Source organism: Nodosilinea sp. FACHB-141, assembly GCF_014696135.1.
In the GTDB taxonomy this organism is placed as follows: Bacteria; Cyanobacteriota; Cyanobacteriia; order Phormidesmidales; family Phormidesmidaceae; genus Nodosilinea.
Map to the genome: position 1 here is coordinate 46,263 of NZ_JACJPP010000021.1, position 17,446 is coordinate 63,708.

The 17,446-nt window shown below is 57.4% G+C and carries 13 protein-coding genes; 8 read left to right on the forward strand and 5 right to left on the reverse strand.

Annotation, left to right across the window (positions count from 1 at the left end):
• Nucleotides 1-166: 166 nt before the first annotated feature.
• The gene (locus tag H6F59_RS21160) at nt 167-1,924 is read left to right on the forward strand and encodes a Rieske (2Fe-2S) protein (protein WP_190705205.1); all 1,758 of its coding nucleotides are present in this window, start codon (nt 167-169) and stop codon (nt 1,922-1,924) included.
• Nucleotides 1,925-1,989: 65 nt separating this feature from the next.
• Here the strand turns inward: H6F59_RS21160 and H6F59_RS21165 are convergent, their stop codons facing one another.
• Both H6F59_RS21165 and H6F59_RS21170 read right to left on the reverse strand, forming a co-directional pair.
• Nucleotides 1,990-2,751, reverse strand: a complete 762-nt coding sequence (locus H6F59_RS21165; protein ID WP_242021614.1) for a phytochelatin synthase family protein — start codon at nt 2,749-2,751, stop codon at nt 1,990-1,992.
• The gene (locus tag H6F59_RS21170; RefSeq protein ID WP_190705208.1) at nt 2,748-3,437 is read right to left on the reverse strand and encodes a Uma2 family endonuclease; all 690 of its coding nucleotides are present in this window, start codon (nt 3,435-3,437) and stop codon (nt 2,748-2,750) included. Before H6F59_RS21170 ends, H6F59_RS21165 begins: the two co-directional genes overlap by 4 nt.
• A 252-nt stretch (nt 3,438-3,689) precedes the next feature.
• Between H6F59_RS21170 and H6F59_RS21175 the strand changes: the two genes are divergently transcribed.
• From H6F59_RS21175 to H6F59_RS21185, 3 genes are all read left to right on the forward strand, one after another.
• The gene (locus H6F59_RS21175; protein WP_190705211.1) at nt 3,690-4,586 is read left to right on the forward strand and encodes a pirin family protein; all 897 of its coding nucleotides are present in this window, start codon (nt 3,690-3,692) and stop codon (nt 4,584-4,586) included.
• Nucleotides 4,587-4,658: 72 nt separating this feature from the next.
• Entirely contained in the window at nt 4,659-6,425 is a 1,767-nt protein-coding gene (locus H6F59_RS21180) for an ABC transporter ATP-binding protein/permease (RefSeq protein WP_190705215.1), read from the forward strand.
• Nucleotides 6,426-6,777: 352 nt separating this feature from the next.
• On the forward strand, nt 6,778-7,122 hold the full coding sequence (locus H6F59_RS21185; protein WP_190705218.1) for a DUF1815 family protein: 345 nt from the start codon (nt 6,778-6,780) through the stop codon (nt 7,120-7,122).
• 300 nt (nt 7,123-7,422) lie between these two features.
• Here H6F59_RS21185 and H6F59_RS21190 read toward each other — a convergent pair whose 3' ends face one another.
• A complete protein-coding gene (locus H6F59_RS21190) occupies nt 7,423-9,231 on the reverse strand; it encodes an aspartate kinase (RefSeq protein ID WP_190705220.1) in 1,809 nt (602 codons plus the stop codon).
• Nucleotides 9,232-9,546: 315 nt separating this feature from the next.
• On the opposite strand from H6F59_RS21190, the gene H6F59_RS21195 reads away from it, so the two are divergent.
• The 4 genes from H6F59_RS21195 (at nt 9,547) to H6F59_RS21210 (ending at nt 14,747) form a co-directional block, all read left to right on the forward strand.
• Nucleotides 9,547-10,947: an NAD(P)/FAD-dependent oxidoreductase gene (locus tag H6F59_RS21195; protein ID WP_190705223.1), complete on the forward strand. Its 1,401-nt coding sequence runs from the start codon at nt 9,547-9,549 to the stop codon at nt 10,945-10,947.
• A gap of 195 nt (nt 10,948-11,142) precedes the next feature.
• Nucleotides 11,143-11,448: a hypothetical protein gene (locus tag H6F59_RS21200; RefSeq protein WP_190705226.1), complete on the forward strand. Its 306-nt coding sequence runs from the start codon at nt 11,143-11,145 to the stop codon at nt 11,446-11,448.
• Between the two features lie 159 nt (nt 11,449-11,607).
• Entirely contained in the window at nt 11,608-12,681 is a 1,074-nt protein-coding gene (locus H6F59_RS21205) for a hypothetical protein (RefSeq protein ID WP_190705229.1), read from the forward strand.
• A 113-nt stretch (nt 12,682-12,794) separates the two neighbouring features.
• Nucleotides 12,795-14,747, forward strand: a complete 1,953-nt coding sequence (locus H6F59_RS21210) for a CHASE2 domain-containing protein (RefSeq protein ID WP_190705232.1) — start codon at nt 12,795-12,797, stop codon at nt 14,745-14,747.
• A gap of 311 nt (nt 14,748-15,058) precedes the next feature.
• Here the strand turns inward: H6F59_RS21210 and rpe are convergent, their stop codons facing one another.
• Together rpe and H6F59_RS21220 are read right to left on the reverse strand one after the other, a co-directional pair.
• A complete protein-coding gene (rpe, locus tag H6F59_RS21215; protein WP_190705235.1) occupies nt 15,059-15,766 on the reverse strand; it encodes a ribulose-phosphate 3-epimerase in 708 nt (235 codons plus the stop codon).
• A gap of 419 nt (nt 15,767-16,185) precedes the next feature.
• Nucleotides 16,186-17,367, reverse strand: a complete 1,182-nt coding sequence (locus H6F59_RS21220; protein WP_190705238.1) for an aldo/keto reductase — start codon at nt 17,365-17,367, stop codon at nt 16,186-16,188.
• Nucleotides 17,368-17,446: the final 79 nt, after the last annotated feature.

The window sequence follows — 17,446 nt, forward strand, 5'->3', positions numbered from 1 at the left end:
CAAGCCAGGGCTGGCGTGACAATGGATGCATTTCCGCCGTGAAGTGCTAGCGCAGCGTCAGCTATTGGCGCGAGCTAAGGGCATACACACTTTGCAATATGCTTCTGCCGTCAACAAATGCAGGGGATAAGCTTTTGGTAATACCTATAGCCTTTCATTACTAATTATGGTTACGGCCCCGCAGGTATCCTCTGCCGCGTCCCTAGTTCGTGCAGCTACCCTGGCTGACCTGGCTCAAGAAGGTAGCCTTCGGGTTCAGTTGCAGGGGCACGCTATTGCCCTATTTTATACCGACGGTCAGGTTTACGCCATTGACAACCGCTGCCCCCACATGGGGTTTCCGTTGCAGGGCAGTGTTTGCAAAGATGGCATTCTCACCTGTCCGTGGCACTATGCTCGCTTTGATCTGGCCAGCGGTGGCACCTTCGATGCCTGGGCTGATGATGTGCGGGCCTTTCCGGTGCACCTTCAAGACGGAGAGATTTGGCTGGATTTGTCGCCCCGGGTGGATGGGCGATCGCACCAACGGCAGCGTCTCCAGGACGGTCTGGAGCAGACCCTGTCGCTGGTGATTGCCAAATCGGTAATTGCCCTGCTGGCGGATGAGGTTTCCGCCCGTGAGCCCTTTCGAGTGGGGCTAGCATTTGGCACTCGCCACCTCAAATCTGGCTGGGATACGGGGTTAACCATCCTGACAGCCCTGATGAATCTGCTGCCCACCCTGGAGGAGAGCGATCGCCCCCGAGCGTTGTATCAAGGATTATCTGCCGTAGCCCGAGACAGTGCTGGAGCCCCGCCCCACTTTCCTGTGCATCCCCTACCCCAAACGCAGCCAGACTTTGCCACCCTCAAAGCTTGGTTTCGACAGTTCATTGAACGGCGCGACAGCGAGGCGGCAGAACGCTGTGTATTAACCGCCGTCCGGGCTAAACTTTCCCCCGCCCAAATTGCCGAGATGCTGTTTGCTGCCGCCACTGACCATCGCTACCTCGACGAGGGCCATACGCTAGATTTCATCAATAAGGCCCTGGAGGCGTTAGATCAAGTGCAGTGGCAGGAGGCCGAGTCCGTGCTCGCCAGCCTGATGCCGAGCTTAGCCCAGGCTACTCGCATGGAAGAGGCCAACGCCTGGCGCTACCCGGTAGATTTGGTCGCCATGGTAGAGGCCGCCTTTGCCGACCTACCCGCTGCCCTAGAGACTGGCCAGGCTCAACGGGGGCAATGGTCAGGGGTATCTGAGCTGCTGCCTCTGCTCCTGGGGGATGACCCTCAGGCCACCGTAACCGCTCTGGTCGACGCCCTCCGCCAGGGCTGCACCGAACCCCAACTGGCCAGCCTCGTCACCTACGCGGCGGCCCTGCGGGTGGCCCAGTTCAACACCAACAACGACCACGGCGACTGGAACGCGGCCCATCACCCCTTCACCTACGCTAATACGGTACTCCAGGGGCTGACGCGCTGCCCTAGCCCCGAGCTGCTACGGGGGGTCTTTGATGCCGCCGTGGCGGTATACCTAAACCGTTTCCTCAACGTGCCCCCGGCCCGCCTACCCGACGGTGACGACACCGTAGACGATCCCGAGGCGTTGCTCACGCAACTGTCAGATTTGTTGGATCGGCAACAGCAGGTGCAGGCTATGGGCAAGTTGGTGGCCCAATACCTCTACAGCGGTGGCAATCCGCAGCGGTTGATGGCGCAGCTGGGTCAGTTGATGCTGCGAGAAGATCGCAATTTCCACGTGATTCAATCCCTAGAAGCCGCCTTTCAGCTCTATGCGGTCCTGGGTCATGGCCCTGAGGGCATCAATGCCCTGGTAGCTGCGGCCCGGTACTTGGCGGCCCACTCGCCAACGACGCGATCGCAGGCTCAAACCTACGACATTGCCTACCGTCTGCACCGGGGCGATCGCCTGTTTGAGGTCTGACCTATCGGTCTACACCAACTCGGGCAGGGCCAACGATGGTTGGATTGGAAGCCTGAAATAGTTAGCTACCGCGCCTGCACCAGCAAAAACCCCCGCGTCTTGCCCGACACCGAATCTACTGTGTTGGTGGACTGCCACAGTCTCTCTGCCTGCACCCACACGGGCGGATATTTGTAGCGCGACACGTCCAAAATCAAAAACTGGTCAGTATCAGCATCGTAGGCGGCAACGGGCGAAATGTGGCCACCGCTTTCCTGGCCGATCGCCCGGCGCAGGTAGTTGATCAGCACGTAGCTGTTGGAAGTCTCTAGGTTGGTGCGAATCAAGCTGCGAAACTCCTCTAGGCTTACATCGCCGCCGTGGTGAGTTTCAGCCTGCACGGGGTAGGTTTCGAGAATCCCTTCCAGCTCTGACAAGGTGAGGCCCTGACGGGCGATCGCATCTTTAGCAATAATCGCCTCGGTCTGCTCGTTAAACACATTCTCCTGGGTGAAGTAGTTGCGCTCCCACTCCGGGGCCAAGGGGGCCGGAACCCCCAGCGCGTTGAGCACCATCACCGTGCTAGCCACCCCGCAAAACGCCTGGTTCACCTGAGTGACAAACTGGCTCGTGAGCGGCACATAATCCGCCAGAGCTTCGCTGTCTCGCAACAGCATCTGCCCCTCTGCTGAGGTTAGCGGAACCAGGTGGTCGGGCAGGGGCAAGGTTTGAGAAGCCAACGGTCGGGCTATTAGGGTTACGCCCAGGGCCGTTAGCAGAGCCATGATTTTGCGTTGGCGGCGGGCGATCGCCAGCGATCGACGCGGGAAATTAGTTGCAGGTCTCATCGGGGCTGCTCCTGGGTCAATGTTGTCATTTGCTGACTGAACCAAGCTGCTGCGCTGGTATTAGTGCCCTGGGCCAGCCGTTGCAGGGTTTCATCCAGCAGGGCAATGGGCAGACCTGCCAGCGCCTGAGAGGTTTCGCAGGGCAAGTACTCACCATTCTCCTGCCGCAAAAAGGCAAACACCCGCTGCCCCCGCACATCTACTACCCAATATTCCGGAATGCCGAGGGCGGCATAGAGGTGCTTCTTCTCATCAAGATCGCTGGCCAGGGTGGTGTCAGAGATTTCGCCCACCAGATTAGGCACTCGGATTTGGTTCAAATCAATTCGACGCGGCTCCCCCGGCTGCCACTGAGGATAGTCAGCGCCGACATACAGGACAAGATCGGGCGCACTGGCCCTCACCTCTGCCCGTTCCAACAAGCACCGTCCCAGAGAGCTGAAAACCTCTTCTGGGTGCTGAATAGCCCACAGAAAAAGCAAGCTGGTGAACAAATCGCTGACTGCCGCGTGGCTAATGCCTTCTGCATCCATCGTGACCCACAGCCATCCTTCGTTAAAAGCCAGTTTTGTGTGCTCTCCGCTCGGGTCATCCCGCAGCGCTACATAGTCGGCCCAGGTTGCTCGATGCCACTGGTTTTGGGGAATTGTGCGCGGAGCAGTTTTTGCCAGAGACGTTGCGGTCATAGGTTTAGCCCAATCCTTAATGACCAATGTAAGTCATAGACAGATAGTTATCTTTCAACGCTCTCATTCATCAAAAACAGGTGTTATTCGAGCAATTTCAGTACCAGTCAGACAACCTGTGGATTTCCTACAATTATCAAGAGGGGAGCACAGTCGAATTTGCCAGTATTGGGTTTACCTGTGCGATCGCAACCCTCTACGAAAATATCAGCCAACTCCTGTAACCGTCCTCCGCTAAGCAAGGCCGCCATTATGCCGACCCTCAACCAACCCAGCACCGCTAAAACCCTGCGCAGCATTCAGCGATCCCAAGGTCGCCACTGGGTGGGTGATGGTTTTCCGGTACGGACGCTAATGGCCTACAACGGTCTGGGCCAAACCATTAGCCCCTTTCTGCTGCTTGACTATGCCGGGCCAGCCGAGTTTTCGCCGACCACTGCCCGGCGCGGCGTGGGCGAACACCCCCATCGGGGCTTTGAGACTGTCACCATCGTCTACGACGGCGAGGTCGAGCACCGCGACTCGGCCGGGGGCGGCGGCATCATTGGCCCTGGAGATGTGCAGTGGATGACGGCAGCGGCGGGCTTGGTCCACGAAGAATTTCACGGGCCAAACTTCGCTAAGCATGGCGGTCCCTTTGAGATGGTGCAGCTGTGGGTGAATTTGCCGGCCAAAGACAAAATGTCTGCGCCCCGCTACCAGGGCATTACAAGCGATCGCATTCCCACCATCGAGCTGCCCGAGGGCCAGGGTAGCCTGCGGGTGATTGCTGGAGAATTCCAAAACGCCCAGGGGCCAGCCCAGACCTTTACCCCCATTAATATGTGGGATCTGCGGCTGAGCGGTGGTAGACAGGTGACTCTTGAACTGCCCGAGGGCCACACTACCCTGCTGGTAGTGCTGAAGGGATCGGTGCGCGTCGGTGGGTCGGAGCCAATTTCTGAAGCGGAGATTGGCATCTGCGATCGCGCCCACACCACCCTCATCCTCGACTGCTTGCAAGACACCAAGGCCCTGCTGCTCTCGGGTGCCCCCATCGACGAGCCCATCGTCGGCCACGGCCCCTTTGTGATGAACACCTCTGCAGAAATCTACCAGGCTGTAACCGATTACCAAAGCGGCAAAATGGGGGCACTGACAGCTCAGTAGCCCGGCACAAAAGGTTTAACTTTTGTAAGATCCCCAAAGCACCCTTAGCGCAGCGGGAGATTTTGCACCGGCATGGAACGATTTAACCTGAAAGGGTTCAGACGGTTTTGGGCGATCGCCAAGTCCTACTGGTTTGGCGACGAAAAGTGGAAAGCCGGGGGCCTGCTGCTGCTGATTGCGGTGTTTTTGCTGGGCTACACTGGCCTCAGCGTGGTGCTCAACAACAAGCGCGGCGTGCTGATCTCGGCCCTCTCTGCCAAAGACGAAGCCCGCTTTTGGGAGACGGTGCTGGTGTTTGTCGGCGTGCTTGTGGCCTACGCACCGCTGATGGCGGGCTACGACTACCTGCAAAAGCGGCTGGGGCTAGAGTGGCGACGCTGGCTGACCGGGCGGTTTGTGGCCGACTACTTTGGCGATCGCGCCTTCTACGACATTCAGCAGTTCCACCCCGACATCGACAACCCCGACCAGCGCATTGCTGAGGACGTGAAGAACTTCACCCAGCAATCTTTGGCGCTCCTGTTAGTCGTTGTCAGCTCCGTCTTGCAGGTAATCGCCTTTAGCGGCGTGCTGTGGGGCATCTCCAAAAATCTGGTGGGCTTCCTGGTGCTCTACGCCGTTTTAGGAACACTAGTGACGGTAGGGATCTTTGGTCAGCCCCTGGTACGCCTCAACTTTGAGCAGCTTAAGCGCGAGGCCAACTTTCGCTTTAGCCTGGTGCGCATTCGTGAGAATGCCGAGGCGATCGCATTTTACCGAGGCGAAGCCCAAGAGGCCAGCCAGGTGAATAACCGCTTCATGGCCGCCTTTGAAAATTTCAAAAAGCTAATCATCTGGGAACTCAACCTCAACGCCCTGACCAACGCCTACGAGTTCATTCCCTTTGTGCTGCCGGCGATCGTGGTGGCTCCAGCGGTGTTTTCCGGCGATCTCGAAGTGGGCAAAGTCTCTGAGGCCCAGGGAGCCTTTGTGCGGGTGTTCTTTTCCCTCAACGTCGTCGTGGCTCGGTTCTCAGAATTGACCTCCTTTGGCGCGGGCATCGATCGCCTCTATAGCTTTGCCGAAGCCCTCAATCACCTAGAGCCCGAGGTTGAAGCGGTAGCAGAGCCATCAGCATCCATAGACGGTTCCACAGCGGAAGACTCTCCAGAATCCATAGACCATCCCACGATCGCCATTGAGACCTCAGCTTCCCTAGCGCTGAAGCAGTTCACTCTGCAAACCCCCAACTACCAGCGCACCCTAGTCGAAAATCTCTCTATCAATATTCCTGACAAAACCGGGTTGCTAATTGTGGGGCCGAGCGGCTGCGGCAAAAGTTCGCTATTGAGGGCGATCGCCGGTCTCTGGCATTCCGGCAGCGGCACCATTTACCGCCCCGAGCTAGACAACATTCTCTTTTTGCCCCAAAAGCCCTACATGATTCTCGGCACCCTGCGAGAGCAGCTGCTCTACCCCAACACCAGCCAAGCGGTAGACGATGCTAGCCTCCAAACTGCCCTAGAAAAGGTCAATTTGGCGAACTTGGCCGAGCGCTTTGGCGGTTTTGATGCCGTAGAAGAATGGGGCGACGTGCTCTCTCTAGGCGAGCAGCAGCGACTTACCTTTGCCCGAATTCTAGTCAGCCAGCCCGAATTTGCCATTCTCGACGAGGCCACCAGCGCCCTCGATTTGGCCAACGAGGCCAAGCTTTACGACCATCTGCATCACACCGGCACCACCTTTGTCAGCGTGGGGCACCGCGAATCGCTAGTTGACTATCACCAAGTCACCCTAGAGCTGGCAGAGGACCACTCCTGGGCTATCAAACCCGCAAGCTTAGCCACCGCAGATCTATAACATTGCATGACATTGTGGCCATAAACCGCCATTTAGTTGTGACGGCTACCGTGGGGTCTCAATTTACTGTCTAACCTATGCAATGTGCATTTTCAGATCCCGCTAAAGCCCGCCTTCACGCTAAAACGCACAAGTTCTCAAGTTTTCACAATCTACACAATGCTTTCACAGCCTACGTCTGCGGGGGCATGACAACCAGTGAAGGATAGATTTAGCTTTTGAGAGGGCAGATCTGCGTCAGGGTAGCTAAGATGGATGGATTGCTTAACCAAAAGGTGAGCAACATATTTAGTATCTTAAGAATTAATTAATTTTTGGGCTACAATTTCTATGGGTAACGAGGAGTGTCGTTATGTTTGTCAGACTAGCCGAGCAGCACCGTCAATTTGTTAGAGACCTGGTTATGAACCTGCAAGCACTGGCCACCGTGCTTGAGGAAATGGGCTATCTAGCCTCCTGCTACACCTGTGGCGGCCAAATGAACAGCGCTTCCTTCATGGTGAGCCTGGGCGATGACCACCTGATTCGCTTTTTGGTGTCCGACTACGGCATCACCTGGACCGAAATGCGCGACGATCGCGAGCTGATGAAGCTGGAAGGCGCCGAGGCCATTCACCAACTGCAAGAGTTGGCCAATCTGGTCAAGTTCCGCGTTCAGCCTGCTGGGGCTAAGAAAGTGGTTCCTAGCAGGGTTTAGCACCCCTCGGTCGTGTAGAGCCTTTTGTGAAAGTTATACTTTTGCCCCCCTTAGGGGACTGAGCACCGCTGTGAGCATCGGTGTTTTTTAGTATTTAGGCCCTACTAAGCCAAACTACGACCTAAGCAACACGCCCAAGAAATTGTCAGATTTGCACTGCGATTCCTAAGGAGCGACAGTCTGGTTATAGGAAACGCCTCCTGCAAAGCCTTCTGCAAAACGCGCGCCTCCCCTCAGCCAGCCATTCATAACCTCAGGAGCGCTGCTAAACAGTGAGGACAACTGGATCAGGCAGGTATTCTAGGCAGGCACCACCGTGCGCTCCAGACCCGCGAGGCCAAAGGCGTTGTGCACAGCCCGCAGAGCCGTAACGCCCTCATCTTCGGTCACTACACAGCTAATTTTAATCTCCGAGGTGGCAATCATTTGCAGGTTAATGCCCTGCTCTGAAAGCGCTTTGAACATGCGCGCGGCCACGCCAGGAGCATAGATCATGCCGGTGCCGACGACGCTAACCTTGGCGATCGCCTCATCCACCGCTACATCCCCCAAGCCTAGCTCGGCAGCGGCAGACTCCACTACGGCTTTGGCGGTTTGGGCATCGCCCTGGGCCACAGTAAAGGCAATATCGCGGGTGGCCTGGCCATTCACCAGCCGGCAGCGCTGTGACTGAATGATCATGTCTACACTGACCCCGTGGGTGGCCAGCAGCTGAAAGATGTGGGCCGCCATACCAGGGCGATCGGGCACGCGGCGAATAGCTACCCGAGCTTGCTTAGTGTCTAGGGCTGCGCCGCGCACCACTGGGGCTGCAGCGCCCGTGGACGATGCGCCTTGAGGCATGGGAGACGAGGTGACCTCAAAGGCACCACAGAGGACCGCAATGGCGCGATCGCAGTCTGCCACGTCAATGGTGCAGCTAACTTTCACCTCTGATGTCGAAATTAGCTGAATGTTGATCCCTGCCGCTGCCAAGGAGGAGAACATCTTGGCGGCCACCCCAGGGCGACCAATCATGCCCGCCCCAGCGATGCTAATTTTGGCCATGCGCTGGTCAATCATCACCTCCGCCTGGGTGGTGTCGGTGGGGTTGCTGCGCAGCGCTGGGGCAATGGCCTCGGCCACCGCCTCGGCTCGGTTGAGGTTCGCCCTGACCATGGTGAAGGCGATGTCGTTGGTATTGCCTTCATGGATAGATTGAATGATCAAATCGACGTTTAGCGCTTGGGTGGCCAGCTCACCAAACAGCCGCGCGGCAATACCGGGGCGATCGGGAATGCGCAGCAGCGCTACCTTGGCTTGGTCGGTGTCAAACTCCACGGCATCCACCGGGTGGGCCAGCTCTAGCCCCTCTAAGGGCCGGGGTTGAGGCCGTGGAGAAACCACGCGGGTGCCTGGCTCGTCGGTCCAGCTCGATCGCACCACCAGGGTAACGCCGTAGTTGCGGGCAATCTCCACCGCCCGGGGGTGCAGCACTTTGGCTCCCAAGCTAGCCAGCTCCAGCATTTCATCGCTGGTGATCTCATCCATCAGCTGGGCCTCGGGCACTAGTCGCGGGTCGGTGGTGAGAATGCCCGGCACGTCGGTATAGATTTCGCACTTTTCAGCCTGAAGTGCTGCCGCCAGCGCCACCGCCGAGGTGTCAGATCCGCCCCGGCCCAGGGTGGTAATTTCCAGGTCAGAAGTTTGGCTAATGCCCTGGAAGCCAGCTACCACAATCACCTTACCTTCGTTGATGTGGCGCTGGAGGCGATCGGTCTTGATTTTTAGAATGCGGGCGCGGGTGTGCTCAGCCTCGGTGACAATGCCTACCTGGGCACCGGTCAGGGAAATGGCCTCTTGCCCCAGGGCGTGCAGGGCCATGGTCAGCAGGGCAATGGTCACCTGCTCGCCAGTTGACAGCAGCATATCCATCTCGCGGCGGCTGGGCTGATCGGTAATGTCGTTGGCAAGCTTCACCAGGCCGTCAGTGGTTTTGCCCATGGCCGACACCACCACCACTACCGAGTGACCAGCCTCTACCGTGGCTTTCACCCGCTGGGCCACCGCCTGAATGCGCTCCACGGTGCCTACGGAGGTGCCGCCATATTTCTGTACGATCAGCGTCATAGCCCTATTTCTCGTCTCCCTGCGATCGCGAGGTCGGCCCTCCTCACCCCTTCGTCGAGGCGCAGGAAAGCTCCCCAAATTTTAGCCCCCTTACCGCAGCCCAAACGCGATATTGTCCAGATTGATCGGATAAGGCCCACAAAAATCAGATCTTTTAATTTACCAGCCTGACCCCTGCGATCGAAACCCCTCAGACTCAACTTGTCATAATCTTGGACAGGCTGCATGAAGCTGCACGGATATAGCACAGCGCACAGTATTTAGCGGTATCCTGCTTTATAACGAAAAGTAACGACCTGCTTCCCTGGTATTGCCATGCAGACTGTCTCACGCTCCGACCAAGCCGCTAGGGCCCAAGACACAGCCCGTGAAGACACCTCTCCCACCGTTGAGGTGCCGCCCGTTACCTCCGGCAAACATCAGGTGGTGATTATTGGTGGCGGCTTTGGTGGTCTCTACGCCGCCCAGCAGCTCGGTCGCGCCGACGTGGAAGTCACCCTAATCGACAAGCGCAATTTCCATCTGTTTCAGCCGCTGCTGTACCAGGTGGCCACCGGCGGCCTCTCCCCCGGCGACATTGCCTCTCCTCTGCGCGGCATCCTCAGCGCCCAAAAGAACACACGGGTACTGATGGGGGAGGTCACCAATGTCGACCCTGGCCAGCAGATGGTCAGCCTCGCCGACGGCCGCATTGTGCCCTACGACAGCCTGATTGTGGCCACGGGTATGAGCCACTTTTACTTTGGCCGCGACGACTGGGCCGAGGTAGCCCCCGGTCTCAAAACTGTAGAAGATGCTCTAGAAATGCGTCGCCGCATCTTTGCCGCCTTTGAGAAAGCCGAGAACACTGCTGACCCCGAGCTTAGACAAACCCTGCTCACCTTTGTGATTGTGGGCGGCGGACCCACTGGGGTAGAGCTGGCCGGAGCGCTGGCTGAGCTGGCTTTTCATACCCTACCCAACGACTTTCGCCACATTGACACCACCGATAGCCGCATTCTATTGATTGAGGGCATGGATCGGGTGCTGCCGCCCTTCCCACCCGAGCTATCGACCCGTGCCAACACCGACCTAGAGAAAATGGGTGTCGAGGTGCTAACCCAGTCTCTGGTAACGGATATTTCGGGTCACCAAATTACCCTGAAGCAAGGGGATGAGGTCACTACCCTGCAGGCAGGCACCGTGCTCTGGGCAGCCGGAGTGCGTGACCCCGGCATGGGCGGCATTTTGGCTGAGAGCACCGGGGCAGAGCGCGATCGCTCAGGCAGAGTCATCGTCAACAATGACCTCAGCCTGCCTACCCACCCGAATATTTTTGTGGTTGGTGACCTGGCCCACTTTGCCCACCAGGGCGATCGCCCCCTGCCCGGAGTAGCCCCCGTCGCCATGCAGGAAGGCAAATACGTAGCCAAACTCATTCAAAAGCAGCTCAAAAACGATACCCTTCCCCCGTTTGAGTACAAAGACACCGGCAGCCTGGCGGTTATCGGTCGTCACGCCGCTGTCGTCAACCTACCCTGGGCTAAACTCACCGGATTCTTTGCCTGGTTCGTGTGGCTGTTTGTGCACATCTTTTACTTGATCGAGTTTGACAACAAGCTCGTGGTCATGACCCAGTGGGTAGCCAACTACTTCACCCGCAAGCAGGGGTCACGCCTGATTACCGAGAAGGTGTTCGAGAAAGGTGAAGCCCGCGCCCCAGCAACCCCTGGCTAGGAATCGGGGCTAGCAAGTGATGCAAAGAAGCACCAGACAAACTGTCCGGTGCTTCTTTGCATCACCCTACTTTGAAGAACCAGGTGGCGGTGAGGCGATCGCCTTCTGGACCGCTTTACGGGCGAACGGGTAGTATCAAAAGCCAACGCCAACCCTTAGCGGTTTCTGCCCTAGGCCCTTTCTATTCGCATCAATATGCCCATTGATCCCCAAACCCTGCCTGACTACGAGCGCGATCTGCTGGCTGCCCTAGCCTACTTTTTGGGGCGCGATCCAGAGGCCCAGGCGCGGGCCTGCCTGTGTATGTATCTGCGCCAGGCCGAACCGCGCATTATGGCCCAATTGCGTTACTACGCCCATCGTCTGTCGGCACAAACTGGCAAGCCGATGGAGGCCTATGACCTACTGACGATGATTGCCGAGTCACCCGATGAGGTCAGCGCTCTGCTGCCTGACCTGGGCCAGGTGCACGACCCCAATCTGCCCGATGTGTTCAGCTAGCTTTCTGGCAGGTTAAGTTTCGCAATCTATGCTGAATTTGGGATGTTGCCTGTGTATAGATCCTATCAAGGCAACTCAGTGGAATTTATGATGGCGTCTTTTTGGATATCGGGGCTTAGACTACAATCCAGCACAAGCTGGGGACGTTTTGCGCGACTCATGGGAGCGGCGCTGGTAGGCAGCAGCCTGCTAGCCATACCGGGGCAGCGGGCCCAGGGCCAGTCGATCTCGGCCGCTACCGTGACCGAAATTTTAGACAGCAACCAGGTCTACATTCAAAACCGCGCAGCCCAGGTCAACAGCGTAGCTCAGCAGCGCCAGCAGGTCAGAACGAGGGATGCTCGGGCGTCGCTGCGATTCAACACTGGGGCCGTGGCGCGCCTAGCCCACAACTCTAGTCTGGTGGTGGGTCAATGTGCCCAACTCAACCGAGGCACGCTACTGGTCAACGGCAACCTCAACGGCTGCTCGACCTCAGTCGTTGCTGGAGTGCGAGGCACAATTTATACCATCGAAGTCACCGAGACTGGGGAAACCATTGTTCAGGTGTTCGAAGGGGAAGTGGTGGTGGCGCGCAACCCCGAACCCATTGAGCCGATGGCCGACGACTTTGACCCACGTAACCCATCCCTAGACCCGGCGGTGCCTTCCACCGACCCGGTAGTACCCTTCGTTAATCCTATGGAGCCATCTACGTCTCCGGCTGAGCCATCACCTGTAGGCTCCCCTGACCCTGTCGTTACCCCTGACCCCGTCGTCACCCCTGACCCCGTCGTCACCCCTGACCCTGTCGTTACCCCTGAACCAACTACGCCAACAACTACGCCAACTACGCCAACTACACCGACCGGCGGGCCATTCACTGGACCGTCTCTTTTCCTCACTGCCCCTAAGCAGAGCAACTCTTCACCGGTCGATAGCGAAGACGCTAAACCAACTGATGAAACCCAGTCAGAAACCGTAGACTTTGCGCCAGCGGATTCGATTACCCTGGCAGAGGGGCAGCAGGTCATCGTGGATGCCGAAGATGACGAGGCGGTGATTACACCCCTAAGCCCAGAGGATTTTATTGACCTTTTAGAAGGTCCGCTGATTGACGGTTTTGCGGTAGAAATACCTGGCATGGCTAACCTGCGCCGCTCCTTCGAGCAACTGTTCCCAGGGATACCATTGCCCTACTATTGGGTGCCCGCCATTCCCACCCCGCCAATCCGATTTCCCTTTCCGTTCTAGAGGTAAGCTTCCAGCATGGGAAGCTTGCAGACAGTGAGGAATAGGGGTGCTGCCAGGCTCTGGCACATCCCAGAGCCACTCGTTCAGCGTTGGCGTCTTAGGGAGCGGTTGCCATGGTTAAATCCTATCGACGTATCTTTCAGATTGGGCATGGGCTGATGGTAAGCTGGGCGGTGTTTGGGGCGATCGCCCTCACCTCCCAGCACCCGTGGATTGTGTTGATTGAGGGCCAGGCTCAGTCGTTTTTGCTGCGGCTGCGGGGGCCGGTGCCCCCACCCGAGGAAATTGTGATTGTGGGCATTGACGAATATTCGCTGACCCAGGGCGACCTGTACCAAGCCGATCCAGAACGCTATCCGTTTTTGGAGCCTCTGGCGATCTGGCCGTGGCAGCGCCAAGCCTATGCCCAAGCGATTGAGCAGCTGATGGCCGCTGGGGCTAAGGCGGTGGCCCTTGACGTGTTGCTAGTTGACCCTAGCGGCTACGGACCCGACGATGATGCGGTTTTAGAAGAAACCCTGACTCGGTGGGGCGATCGCGTAGCCCTAGCCGCCGCCTACGACGTTTCAAGCAGCGACTTTGGTCTATTTACCAACCTGTTACAGCCCGTCTATAGCAGCCAGACTCAGGTGGGCCTCATTAACCTAGAGGTCGATGCCGACGGCAAGCATCGCGCCTTTCCCGATCGCGGCATTGAAACCCTGCGGCAGGCCCACAAATTCTCCGATGATTTACCGTCCCTCGCAGGCGCCACCCTGGCGGCAGCCAACTACCCCAACCCAAAGCGCCAGAGCCAACAGCTCTTCTTTTACGGCTCAGCAGGCAGTTTTCCGGTGGTGTCGTTTGTGCAGTTGCTTGACCCTAATAACTGGCCCCTAATCGCCGATCAGTTTGAGGGCAAGATCGTGCTAATTGGCCCCATGGCCACGTCGTTTCAAGACCGCAAGCGCACCCCCAGCGATGAGGCCATGCCGGGGGTTGAAATCCATGCCCACGCCCTCGCCGCGCTGATGGAGGATCGGGTGGTCAACGCTGCGATTGCCAACCCTCTAGCCCAAGGATTGCTGACGGCGGTCGCCATTGGGGCCATCGGTCTATGGCTCGGCTATCGCTTTACGCAGCCCGTGCCCAGGCTAGTGGGCTTTTTGGGTGCGATCGCCACCTGGGGAGCGCTGGCCTATCTACTGATGGTGCATGGCGATCGCCTCATGCCCGTCGCTATCCCCGTCGCCTGTCTGGGCATGGGTGGTGTTACCTACATCGCCACCGGGGCCGTCAGCAACCGACTCGAAGAACAGCGCTTGCGCCGCACCCTAGAGCGCTACGTGGCCCCGTCGGTGGCCCAAGAAATTCTCAACCAGCCCGAAGACTTTACTAGCCTCACCGTGGGGCAAAAGTTTCAGGCGGCGGTGCTGTTTTCAGATATTCGCGGATTTAGCCGCATTTCATATCAGCTGGGGGCAGTTGAAACCGTCAGCTTGCTCAACTCCTACCTGGATGTGATGGTGGATGCCATTCTGGAGCACCGGGGCACCATCGACAAATTCATTGGCGACGCGGTGATGGCCGAGTTCGGCGCACCCAAATCCCTCGGGCCAGAGCAAGATGCCTTGGGGGCTATCTCTGCCGCCCTAGCCATGCGAAAGGCGCTCGCCAGCCTGCGCATTATTCTCAAAGAAAAAGGACTGCCGCCGCTCTACAACGGCATTGGTATCAGCTATGGCGAGCTAGTGGTGGGCAATGTGGGGTCGGTGCAGCGGCTAGAATATACCGCCATTGGCGACACCGTGAACGTGGCCAGCCGCATTGAGGGGCTGACCAAAATGGTGGGCACCGATCTGCTCATCACTCAGCCCTGCTACGACCTGGTGAAAGACCACATCATCACCGTCGATCACGGCACCCACTTCCTGGCCGGGCGCGAGCAAGAATCGGTTCAGGTGTACGGCGTCGTGGCCTTCAAGGGCGAAAGCGATGACCTCTACCAGCAGGTGCAAAAAGACCTCATTCAACACTTGAGCCAGCCGAAGACAATCACCTTGACCAGCAGGGAAAAACCGACCTGATACCAAACCCGCATCACATAACCCCGACTCCCGACAAGCGAAACCGTAAGGGCTTAGGCATAGTCGAGCCAGAGGCTCTATGGCACTTGCCCAATAGAATCGGAGGTTTAACCAAGCAGAATTTAGTGTGACGTTGCGAAAGAAAGCAGGGTGAAGAACAGGGAATAGACTTGGATTTTGGCAATTCTGGATGGTCTTGACGGACGCTTTCCCACAACAAAAAAGGGGGAGTCAGCTTAGATGCTGATCTCACCCCCCTAGCGTCTACAACTCAGAGAAGTAGACAGTGTTAAATTCCACTGTTGAGCGAACTAGACAGCGGCCAGCTCAGGAGCAGGGCGCTTGCTGTGGCGAATGCCTTCGATCGCCGCCGCATAGTCGGGCGCATTGAACACCGCTGAACCAGCCACGATCGCATTGGCCCCAGCTTCTAGCACCTGCCAGGTATTGTTGGCCTTCAGACCACCATCCACTTCAATCCAAGGATCTAGACCACGCTCGTCGCACATGGTGCGCAGGGCGCGAATTTTGTCGACCATGGTGGGGATGAAGCTCTGGCCACCAAAGCCAGGGTTAACGCTCATAATCAGTACCAGATCGCAGAGGTCGAGCACATTCTCAATCAGCGACAGCGGGGTGCCGGGGTTAAGCACCACGCCCGCCTCTTTGCCCAGCTCTTTGATCTGGCCCAGGGTGCGGTGCAGGTGGGGTGAGGCGTTGTGCTCGCAATGAACAGTGATGATGTCAGCGCCAGCCTTAGCGAAATCGGCCACATACTTTTCAGGCTCAACGATCATCAGGTGCACGTCGAGGGGCTTTTGGGTGACGGGGCGAATCGCCTCAACGATCAGGGGGCCGATGGTAATGTTGGGCACAAAGCGACCATCCATCACATCCACATGAATCCAGTCGGCACCGGCTTCATCAGCGGCCTTGATCTCTTCGCCCAAGCGGCTAAAATCCGCCGAGAGAATGGAGGGAGAGATAACAACGGACTTTTGAGAAGAGGTGTGAGGCATGGGGAATGGTTCTCCTGTGCATTTGTGTTTATCGTAACAAAGTCTTAAAATCTCTTCTCAGAAAAGTTCTGAATTTGAGAGAATTCACCATCAATATATGATGAAGCCCTGGCATGGCCTATGGGGCAGTGGTTTCATAAAGTTAAAAAATTAGCTCCCCGTAGGTTGGTGAAATGCAGCGAAACCCAGCGCCGGACTGGGTTTTGTTGAATTCTGCGATCGCGCCATTCGACTCAGTAGATTGCAAATTCTCCGCAGGCCTCACCCCCGGCCCCTCTCGCAGGGATGAGAGGGGAGCCGGAATCAGACTTCAAAGCCCTCTTTCAACTTGGGAGAGGGATGTAGGGTGGGGGCTAGATGAAGACAAGAAAGCATGTCTGTAATCTGCTGAACCTACATATTCAACTTTGATAAACCATTTAGGCATTCGACAGTCGAGCCATCGCTTGACCGGCCAATGCGGCGTGGGTCTCGGCCAGCAGATGCGGAATTTTCTCGGCGTGAGGGCTGCGGCATAGGCATTCGGATAGATCTACCTGGCTCAGATTCTCGGCCTTTTCGCCAGGGAACCAGTGACCCGCGTTGCCCAGCATGTTGTAGCGAGCCTTGGCGTAGTCTTCCATATCAAAGGCGAGCAGCAGGTTGCGCAGCCGCAAAATAGCAGGGATGTTGATGTGGCCCGGAGTCTCGTCGGCGCTGGGCAAACCGATTTTCCAGGTGTGCAGCCAGTCCTCGCCCAGTACAGTTTGGGCGTGGCGGTGCAGGCGATCGAGCACGGGTTTGAGGTGCGCGTCGGCGTCTTCTAGCAGAGGCAGGGTCTTGAGGTGTTCGTCAAAATCAGTGGGGCGCGCCGCACCAATGCTGAGGGTGTGCACCTGGGGATGGCTGAGGCAAAACAGATCGTTGAACACCATTGGGCTGAGCGGATTGCACAGGTCCACTAGCTTGGCCGGGGGACTGTAGAGGTGGCCCCCTTTATCGGATGGGCTAATGATGAAGACGCCGACATCGTGGCGCTGGGCGGTGTCGAGCGCAGCCCAGTTATCCTGATTCACGTAGTACCAGTGCAGGTTGACGTAGTCGAAGGCATCGGAGGCGATCGCTTGCTGAATCACTGCCGTCGGCGCATGGGTCGAAAAGCCAATAAACCGCACCCGCCCCTGGCGCTGAAACTCGCGAGCCACCTCCATGCAGCCGCTAGGACGCAGGGTCCAATCTAAAATTTCGGCGGTGTTGATGCCGTGGAGGCCAAGCAGGTCGACAGTGTCTAAGCGCAGGTTGGCCAGCGATTGAGTTAGATTTTGGCGAAACTCAGCGGGGTCAGCCGTGGGGGAGACTTTAGTTTGCACAATCAGGCTCTCTCGCTCTAACCCCGGCAAAATCTGTCCCAGCTGAATTTCAGACGTGCCATAGCCCCGCGCGGTTTCGATATGGTTAATGCCCACCTCCAGCGCTCGGCGAATAGTGGCCTCTAAATTCTCCTGATTCTTGCGAGGAATATCGGTTGGCGGTACATCTTTCCATGAGTGCTGATACCGCATGCCACCGCAGGAAAATACGGGCATCTGAAGCTCAGTGCGACCAAAGCGGCGGTACTGCATAGGAGAATTTCACAAAAGGGCAAAGGGCTATCCCTCACGGTAGTTAAGGGATTGCTGGTTGTAAAGGTGCGCCTGAGGC